This is a genomic window from Corallococcus sp. AB049A (genome assembly GCF_003668885.1).
GTDB classification, from domain to species: domain Bacteria; phylum Myxococcota; class Myxococcia; order Myxococcales; family Myxococcaceae; genus Corallococcus; species Corallococcus interemptor.
The window spans coordinates 1-7902 of sequence record NZ_RAWL01000398.1; the positions used below are offsets into that span (position 1 = coordinate 1).

Sequence of the window (7902 nt, forward strand, 5' to 3'; positions counted from 1 at the left end):
GTGCGACCCATGTCTGTCCATCGCCAGGAGGAGGCGCCGGGCGCGCGGACAGGGGGGCAAGGTCCCGAAGGGCATGTCGTCCCGGGCCTGCGGGAGGGGCGGGCGCGACGCACCGTTGGAGCTGGAGGTGGTCCAGATGCTCATCGTCGGCGCGATGTTGGTGGGAATCCTGGTGATGATGCTGGTGCTGGGGGGAGCCATCGTGGGAGGAGCGCTCGCGCACAAGAACGCGCGAGAGGATGACGCGCGGTGGGCAAGGGAAGACGCGGAGCGCGCGGCCCGGCGCGACCGCGACCTGTCCGGGCCCGTGGGTGGGGAACCCGTGCACGCGTGAGGCGCCCGGGCATTGGTCCTGAGGGGGCATGCGGCTAGGGTGGCCCCTCGATGAAACGCCTTTGGCCATTGCTCGCGCTCATGACGGCTTGCGCGAGCGCGCCCTCCTCCGGTGAGCGGTACGTCGAACCTGGACGGGGCGAACCGGTGCGGGGGCCCTGGTCGGAAGTCGCTTCATTCGAAATGCCGACGGGAGATGTCACCCTCCCCATCGATTTGCTCAAGGACGTCGCCGACGCGTTGCTCAGGCTCCCCGGTGCGCAGGCTTGCGATCCCGTCAGCCAACGGCCCATCGTGGGCCTGTCCATGGAGTACTGCTCGACGGTGTACGTCGCGGGGACGGATGACGCCCTGTCCTGGAGGGTCACGAAGCCCCTCCGTGGGTCCTATAACGGCTGCCAGCCATCCTCCGACGTGACGGACAGTGACCACCCCTCCGACCGCATCTGGGTCGTGGGCTACATCCACAATCATCCTTGCGGAACGCCACCGTCCACCCTCGACCTCACCGTATGGCCAACGGATGCATTCGTGGGCAAGCCCGCGATGGCGGAGTTCCGGATGATTCCAGGCAACCCCAAGCCTGCGACGTTCAAGGGACAGCCCCTGCTGATGGCCTCCGCCCTTGTCGCGGTGCAGAAGGACGGGTCACGCGTCTTCCTGCGCTACTTCCCCACGGGAGAAATCGAGCAGTGGAGCCAGCGGGAGCGGCGCTGGCGGCTTCTGGGCACGTGCGTCCCGACGCGGACCCGTTACAGCTCCGCCCCGCTGTGCCGGGACGGAGCCATCCAACTGCTTGCCGAATAGGAACTGGGATGAAGAACGTCTGCGCGCTGTTCGGGGTCGTGGCGATGGTGACGGGATGCGCCGCCCGTGCCCCTGCCTGGAAGGGGACTGTCGAATGGCCTGACGAGCAATCCGCGAAGCTCGTCGGACAGCCCATGGAGGCTGGAGCTGTTCTCGCGGCCGCGGGTGCCATCCGCGAGTTGATCCGCACCAACCCCTACCCACGCTTGTTCGATGGGTGTTCAAGCCCGGAGCAGGGACTGGTGGCCGTGGTCTTCACGGGGCCGACAGAGGGGCTCTACTACGTGAGGGTGATCCACGACTTCGTCCGATGCCAGGGGCCGCGATTCCGTCTCCTGGATGGTTGGGATGTCTATGCGGTCACTCCCCAAGGGCAGGTCGTCGCGAAGGATCCACTGGGGCCAGGGGAAGCCCCGCAGCCGGCTCCGGACGTGCAGCCACCTTCGACGCCTCCCGCACCGGAGCCCGGCCCTGGCGGGGACGCGGAGCGTAGTAGCGGCACCGTGACTGAATGAGGCGCTCTCTTCATGTGGGTGCGAGGATGCGCGCCGTGCGATTCGCGCTGCTGTCATGGCTGGTGTTGCTGGTGGGGTGCGCGGGCTCTGTGTCCGCGCCGACTCCCTTCGCGACCGCGAAGACGGGGCGTGGTCCCTGGGCGGAAGTGCCCGCGGTCGAGATGCCCGCGGGGGACAACTCCATCCCCATCGGCCTGATACGGGATGTGGCGGACGCCTTCCTCGGTCGTCCAGGTGCCCGGACATGCGACCCCGCGACGCTGCGGCCCATCCAGGGCTTGTCCACGGAGTACTGCGTGGCCGTCTATGTCGCAGGCGGGCGAGAGGCCTTGTCCTGGCGCGTGTCCGAGCCGGTTCGCGGAAGCTCCAGTCGCTGCTCCGCGCCTCAACACGTCCAGGATGAGGATCATCCGGCCTCGCAGGTCTGGGTGGTGGGCTTCATCCACAACCACCCGTGTGGCAGCCCTCCTTCCTCGGTGGACCTCATGGCCTGGCCGACGGATGCGATTGATCCGCTCACGGCCATGGCGGTGGTGCGCCTTGTCCCCGGCAATCCTGCGCCCGCCCTCTTCAAGAACCTGGCAATCGAGATGGCCTCCGCCCTGGTCGCGGAGCGCATGGACGGCACCCGGGTCTACCTGCGCTATTTTCCCACGGGCGAGGTCGAGCAATGGAGTGAACGGCGGCGAACGTGGGTTCTCCTGGGCACCTGCACGCCGACCCAGAGCCACCTGGGGGCGGAGCCCCGGTGCACGAATGGGCCGTTGCGACTGCTGCGTGAATAGGGAGCGTCGATGAGGGGTAGGGTTGTGGCGGCAGGATGCATCGCGGTGCTCGCGGGATGTGCCGCGAAGCCGAAGGCGTGGACGACGCCCATCGAATGGCCCGACGAGACGTCCGCCACACTCGTGGGGCAACCGATGGACGCCGGGGCCGTGGTCGCCGCCGCCAGCGCGGTACGGGAGTTCATCCGCACGAACCCCGACCCCACGTTGTTCCAGGGCTGTTCCAGCCCGGAGTTGGGTCTGGCGGTCTCCGTCTTCACCGGGCCGACCCAGGGCCTCTACTTCGTCGCGGTCCACCAGGACTTCAGGCGGTGTGGAGGCCCGCGCATCCGAATGCTCGATGCATGGGATGCCTATGCGGTCACTCCCCAGGGAGAGGTGCTTGCAAAGGCCCCACCTCCGGCGGGAGACGCTTCGTTCGCGGTCCCGCCACCAGTTCCGGACGTGCAGCCGCCTTCGACGCCCCCCGCACCGGAGCCCGGCCCTGGCGGGGACGCGGAGCGTAGTAGCGGCACCGTGACTGAATAAGGCGCTCTCTTCATGTGGGTGCGAGGATGCGCGCCGTGCGATTCGCGCTGCTGTCATGGCTGGGGTGGCTGGTGGGGTGCGCCGGTGGGCCGAGCACCCTCGCCGAGCCCGAGCGTGCCCGGGGACCGTGGTCCGAGGTGCCCGCCGTCGTGATGCCGACGGGTGAGCGGTCCATTCCCATCTCGCTGCTTCGCGACGTGGCGGATGCGCTGCTCCGGCTCCCAGGAGCGAAGACGTGCGACCCGAGCACGCAGCGGCCCATTCCAGGACTCTCCACCGAGTACTGTTCGACGGTCTACGTGGCGGGAACGCGTGACGCCTTGTCCTGGCGGGTCACCGAGCCCACTCGGGAGCGCCACAACCGGTGCACGCCCTTCTTCGCGGTGGAGGACGCGGACCATCCCGCTTCCCAGGTCTGGGTCGTGGGCTACATCCACAACCATCCCTGCGGAGCGCTGCCCTCCTCACCAGACCTGGGCGCCTGGCCCACGGATGCGTTCAGGCCCGCCGTCACGATGGCGGAGGTCCGCTTGATTCCAGGCAACCCCGCGCCGGCCCGGTTCCAGGACACGTTCCTCGAAATGGCCTCCGTCGTGGTCGCGGAGCGTCAGGATGGAACCCGCATCTTCCTGCGCTACTTTCCCTCAGGTGAGATTGAACAGTGGAGCGAGGCCCGGAAGGACTGGCTCCTCCTGGGACGCTGCGCGCCTGCTCGTGCCGGTGGTCTCAGTGTCGCGCCCCGTTGCGAAGGTGGCGCTCTCCGGTTGCTGCATGAGTAGGAGACGGCGGATGCGACAGGGACATGGATGGCTGGGGCTCCTGCTGGTGATGTCCGGGTGCAGGCACCCTGCTGCCGCTTGGAAAGGCGTCGTTGAATGGCCGGATGAACGGTCGGCCCGGCCCGTGGAGAGCCCGATACCCGCGGGCGCCGTGCAGGCCGCGATGGGCGCTGTTCGCGAGTTCGTCAGGACGAACCCTCGCCGCTTGTTCTCCGGATGCGAGCACCCCGAGGACGGCGTCAACGTCTCGCTCTTCACGGGCCCGACGCCAGGCCTCTACTACGTGTTGGTGGATCCCGACTTCGAGCGATGCGTGGGGCCACGTCGGCGCATCCTGGATGGCTGGTTCTTCTACGCGGTCACTCCCCAGGGAGACGTGGTCGCGGAATCCCCTGGGCCTCCGGATGAAGGCGCGCCCGTGGAGCCTCCCCGGGCCCCGCCACCTCCCGCGCCGGAGCCACCGGCGCCCGAGCCTAGCGGGGACGTGGAGCGTAGTAGCGGCGCAGCCAGCGGCTGAGGCCGTCCAGGCCGGGGAAGAGGACCCGCTCGGTGATGTTCGCCTGGTCGAGCTTGTCCCGGATCTCCCACTTGAGCTTCGCCGGCACCACCAGCCTGCGCACGCCCTGATGCTGGTGCCCCAGGAAGTCGTTCAGGCTCAGCCCCGGCCCGTTCATCACCGAGAACAACGCGAACTGGTTCACGATGCGCGCGTCCAACGACGGCGGCTCGAAGAACAACACGAACGGGTGCTCCGCCAGCCCGTCGAACGCCGCCAGGTCCCCCGCCACCGACGCCAGCATCTCCCCCGTGAAGACGTCCGCGCCCTCCACCCGCAGCTGCTCACGCAGCGGCTGCGGCAGGTGCCGGTTCGTCTGGTGGTAGTCCACGCACCAGACCGCGCCGTCCTGCTCCAGCAGGTCCATGCGCTCCGTCATGAAGTGCAGCGCCACGTACGGGCTGAACGTCCAGTCGAGCAGCCGCGTCGGCATCCCGTGGTGCTGGGCCAACGCCAGCCAGTCCCAGATGGACGTCAGGTGCTCCGTGCCCGGCACACCCCGCGCGTACTTGCGGAAGGCCCGCAGCAGGTCGCGCTCCTGCCGCACGAACGCCCCCTGGCGGTTGAGCGTCGCCGTCAAATCCAGCGTCGCGTCCGGCACGCCCCGGAACACGAAGTTCGTGCGGAACCGCCGCAACGGCTCGTTCCACGAGCCCGCGAACAAGAGCTCCTGCAACTCCAACCACGATGTGACCCGCTGCTCCTGCATCCGCTGCCCCCTCGCAACCGGACAAGGTGCATCCGGGCCCGCGAAGAACGCAGTGTCCGGACGTACAGGAGGCGGGACCGGACGACGGGCGTCCCTGCCAAAAAGGGCCAGGACGCCCGGCCGTCTCAACTCAACGCTTGAAACAAAGACACCCTACGGCTGCCCGAAGTTCGCGGGCTGCGTGAAGGCATACGAACTGGCGCCCGGCGCCTTGTCCTGCTGGAACAGGGGGCACTTGGCGCAGGTGAAGCTCTCCCAGTCCTGACGGACCGCCACGTCGATGCAGCCGCCGTAGAAGCGGCAGTGGACGTTGCGGTGGTCCTCGATGGAGAACGTTTCGGCCCGCAGCGGAGGGTGGAACTTGGTGGGACGCGGCTGTGGACAAGGCATTGGATTCCTCTAGCCCCCCTCGTGGGTGCTGATTCCCTCTACTGACTGGTGCGTCGCGTCATTCCCGGCCGGTCATCACCCGGCCACTGAACGCTTGCACCCCATCTCATCGCTGCCAGCAGAAGACCGTGTGGGTGTGACACATTCAAAAGGCACAACAGCCTAATGACGTCGGGCGTCCGCGGCCCGCCCCGCCACGGTGTCTGCCTTCACGAGGAGTAACCAGCCGGCCGGGCCACCGGAATCTTCACGCCTGGAGCGCTTTCCCGCGAGAATGCGGCACGTGAGCTCCCCCGCCGCCCGAACCCCTCGTGATTCCTCCCGCTGGCTGAGCGCCCTGGCGCTGCTGTCGCTCGTGCTGCTCAGCGGCTGTTCCGCCTTCTCCCGCGCCGTGCGCGAGGGCGACGGCGCCGTGAAGGAGCGCCACTGGGCGGAAGCCGAAGCCGCCTACCTGCGCGCCCTGGCCGCGGATCCGGAGGCCTCTGAAATCACCGTGAAGCTGCGCGCGGTGCGCCGGGAGTGGGGCGAGGAGGTCTACCAGGAGGCCGGCGCCGCCCATGCGTCTGGCGACCTGCCGTCCACCACCAAGCTGCTGGTGCGCGTGCTGGAGCTGAACCCGGACCATGAAGGCGCTCGCGCGCTGCTCGCCCAGACGCTGGATGCGCGCGTGCAGGTGGCCCTGGGGCTGCTCAAGGAGGAGAAGCTCCAGGACGCCCGCGCGGAATTGGATGCCGTCTTGGCCGTGTCTCCGGACCACGTGAGCGCGCGCAAGGGCGTGGACGCCGTGCAGGTGGCGTGGGCGAAGCGCTTCTATGCCAGCGCGGAGACGCTGGAGAAGGCCGGCAAGCTGGGCAACGCGCTCGTCGCCTACGTGCGCGCGGACCAGGAGCGCGTGGGCGCCACCGCCGCCCGCGAGCGCGCGGAGGCCGTGCGCCAGAAGCTGCGCGACGAAGTGGCCTTCCTGGTGGTGGCCACGCCGGTGGAGGACAATGCCCAGGCGCCGGACGTCGCCCAGCGGCTGAGCGCGGGCCGGCTGGCCGCGGCGCTCCCCACGAAGCTGCCCCTGAAGGTCGTCACGGAGGCGCCCGCGGGCCGCGTGGGCGTGAAGCTGGACCTGTCCCTGGAGCGCGTACTGCCGCTCAAGGCGGTGGAGGATTCCCAGCGCAGCCAGCGCTACCTCGCGGGCAACCGCTCCGTGCCCAACCCCAAGCGCGGGGACTACGAGAAGAAGCTGCTGGAGGCCGAGCGCACCTTGGAGGGCGTGGAGCGCAAGCAGGCCGCCGTGCTGCGCGAGTACCTGCGCGCGCAGGTGGAGCTGGGCACGCTGCGCGACGCCGCCGAGCGCTGCCGCGAGCGGGAGAAGCGCGAGTGCCGCCTGGCCATCCAGGAGTGCGGCGAGGAGGCCCGCGACGCGAAGAGCCCCGGCAAGCTGCCTGGCGAGTGCGACCCGGAGCGCTGCTCCGGCCAGTGCACCCAGGACGAGGGCCTGATGTCCATGAAGGCCAAGGCGGCGCGCGTGCTGGAGGTGGCGGTGCAGGCGGCGCTGGACAAGGCGGAGCTGCAGCGCTCGGAGGTGCAGCGCAACCGCGACACCGTCTTCCGCGAGCCCATCACCGTGGAGGAGCCCATGTACTCGGACTTCGTCTACGACGTGCAGCTGCACCGGCTCACCGTGACGGCCACCGTGACGTCGGTGATGCGCGACCTGCTGACGCCGCAGCAGGTGCCCGCGCCCAACACGCAGGACTACGCGGTGCTGCACGAGGACCTGGCGCACAAGGGCTATGACCGCTACGGCGTGCTCGCGGACCCCGTGCAGCTGCGCAACGAGCTGGAGCTGCGCGTGGACGCGGGCGACAAGGCCGTGGCGGACGTGGCCAAGCACGTGAAGGAGCGCTTCGACCTGTACCGCGGCAAGCGCGTGGAGGACGCCCGCCGAGGCATGGTGCGCCCCGGCGCCGAGGACGTGGTGGAGACCGCCGTGCGCGCGCTGCTGCTCACCGCGGACGCGCCCCCGCAGGACATCCTCCAGCCCGTCGCCCGCGCGCGCGGCCTGACGAACCCGGCGGCCCTGCTCGGCGTGGGGCAGTAGCCTCAGTCCAGGCTGGCGCTCATCTCCGGGCGCTCCAGCCGCAGCGTCTCCACCCGGCGCCTGCGCGCGCCCGCGATGGTCACGTGCCACGCGGCCGCGGCCAGGCCCACGAAGAAGCAGCCCGCCCACAGCGCGGTGGCGCCCACGTGGCCCAGCATCGCGCCGCCCAGCGCCGGGGCGATGCTGGACGCCAGGCCCCACATCATGTGGTACGCGCCCTGGTAGCTGCCGCGCAGCTCCGCCGGCGCCAGGTCCGCCACCACCGACGGCGCCACCGGCGAGTGGACAATCTCTCCCAGCGTCCACACCGTCACGGCCGCCATCGCGAGCGGCACCGTGGCGGGCAGCGCGTGCAGCCCGAAGCCCACGCCGGTGAGCACGCCCGCCACCGCCAGCGCCGTGGAGCGC

At 69.7% G+C, this 7902-nt stretch carries 11 protein-coding genes; 8 read left to right on the forward strand and 3 right to left on the reverse strand.

Annotation, left to right across the window (positions count from 1 at the left end; genetic code table 11):
- The 7 genes from D7X55_RS44890 to D7X55_RS31345 form a co-directional block, all read left to right on the forward strand.
- Positions 1–334, forward strand: a 334-nt coding sequence (locus tag D7X55_RS44890; RefSeq protein ID WP_233610180.1) for a hypothetical protein, incomplete at its 5' end; no start/stop codon positions are given.
- Positions 335–516: 182 nt separating this feature from the next.
- Positions 517–1140, forward strand: coding sequence for a hypothetical protein (locus D7X55_RS31320; RefSeq protein ID WP_120550231.1), 624 nt, complete (start codon positions 517–519; stop codon positions 1138–1140).
- A gap of 8 nt (positions 1141–1148) precedes the next feature.
- Positions 1149–1655: a hypothetical protein gene (locus tag D7X55_RS31325; RefSeq protein WP_121724981.1), complete on the forward strand. Its 507-nt coding sequence runs from the start codon at positions 1149–1151 to the stop codon at positions 1653–1655.
- A 35-nt stretch (positions 1656–1690) separates the two neighbouring features.
- Positions 1691–2440, forward strand: a complete 750-nt coding sequence (locus D7X55_RS31330; protein WP_233610181.1) for a hypothetical protein — start codon at positions 1691–1693, stop codon at positions 2438–2440.
- A gap of 45 nt (positions 2441–2485) precedes the next feature.
- Positions 2486–2968: a hypothetical protein gene (locus tag D7X55_RS31335; protein WP_233610182.1), complete on the forward strand. Its 483-nt coding sequence runs from the start codon at positions 2486–2488 to the stop codon at positions 2966–2968.
- A 35-nt stretch (positions 2969–3003) separates the two neighbouring features.
- Positions 3004–3747 (forward strand): hypothetical protein, encoded by a 744-nt coding sequence (locus D7X55_RS31340; protein ID WP_233610183.1) that lies wholly within the window; start codon positions 3004–3006, stop codon positions 3745–3747.
- A gap of 10 nt (positions 3748–3757) precedes the next feature.
- Entirely contained in the window at positions 3758–4264 is a 507-nt protein-coding gene (locus D7X55_RS31345) for a hypothetical protein (RefSeq protein WP_121724983.1), read from the forward strand.
- On the opposite strand, the gene D7X55_RS31350 is transcribed toward D7X55_RS31345, so the two are convergent.
- A complete protein-coding gene (locus D7X55_RS31350) occupies positions 4221–5012 on the reverse strand; it encodes an FRG domain-containing protein (RefSeq protein ID WP_121724984.1) in 792 nt (263 codons plus the stop codon). The genes D7X55_RS31345 and D7X55_RS31350 overlap by 44 nt on opposite strands.
- A 153-nt stretch (positions 5013–5165) precedes the next feature.
- The gene (locus D7X55_RS31355) at positions 5166–5402 is read right to left on the reverse strand and encodes a hypothetical protein (protein WP_120550225.1); all 237 of its coding nucleotides are present in this window, start codon (positions 5400–5402) and stop codon (positions 5166–5168) included.
- Between the two features lie 274 nt (positions 5403–5676).
- On the opposite strand from D7X55_RS31355, the gene traC reads away from it, so the two are divergent.
- A complete protein-coding gene (gene traC, locus D7X55_RS31360) occupies positions 5677–7494 on the forward strand; it encodes an outer membrane exchange accessory lipoprotein TraC (protein WP_120550224.1) in 1818 nt (605 codons plus the stop codon).
- 2 nt (positions 7495–7496) lie between these two features.
- On the opposite strand, the gene D7X55_RS31365 is transcribed toward traC, so the two are convergent.
- Positions 7497–7902: MFS transporter (locus tag D7X55_RS31365; RefSeq protein WP_147470277.1), on the reverse strand; the 406-nt coding region annotated here is incomplete at its 5' end.

Coding starts and splice junctions, on each gene's coding strand:
- D7X55_RS31320 (WP_120550231.1), top strand. CDS start 517: ATGCCGACGGGAGATGTCACCCTCCCCATCGATTTGCTCAAGGACGTC.
- D7X55_RS31325 (WP_121724981.1), top strand. CDS start 1,149: ATGAAGAACGTCTGCGCGCTGTTCGGGGTCGTGGCGATGGTGACGGGA.
- D7X55_RS31345 (WP_121724983.1), top strand. CDS start 3,758: ATGCGACAGGGACATGGATGGCTGGGGCTCCTGCTGGTGATGTCCGGG.
- D7X55_RS31350 (WP_121724984.1), bottom strand. CDS start 5,012: ATGCAGGAGCAGCGGGTCACATCGTGGTTGGAGTTGCAGGAGCTCTTG.
- D7X55_RS31355 (WP_120550225.1), bottom strand. CDS start 5,402: ATGCCTTGTCCACAGCCGCGTCCCACCAAGTTCCACCCTCCGCTGCGG.
- traC (WP_120550224.1), top strand. CDS start 5,677: ATGCGGCACGTGAGCTCCCCCGCCGCCCGAACCCCTCGTGATTCCTCC.